We start from the raw sequence: 266 nt of genomic DNA on the forward strand, positions 1-266 counted from the left end.
GTCCTCTCCTGGGCACCATTTTCCCGAACATTCAATATTTTGCGCCTTGCCCTGTGCTGCGCTTGGCAGCTTTGTGCACGTGGCGGCAGAAACAAAAAAGAGCGGCAGGATAGACCCGCCGCCCTTGGATTGTTCCCGGATGCTTCCGGTGGCCTGTCAGCCCGGCTCTTTGACCGCATCCTGCGGGTCTGCAGCCGGGGTCTGATCCGCGTCCAGAATCTCTGCCTCTTCAACCGGTTCGGCAGCCTTGTCTTCCAGCGCGCCGG

It is taken from the genome of Leisingera sp. ANG-M1 (assembly GCF_000813745.1).
Taxonomy (GTDB): Bacteria; Pseudomonadota; Alphaproteobacteria; order Rhodobacterales; family Rhodobacteraceae; genus Leisingera.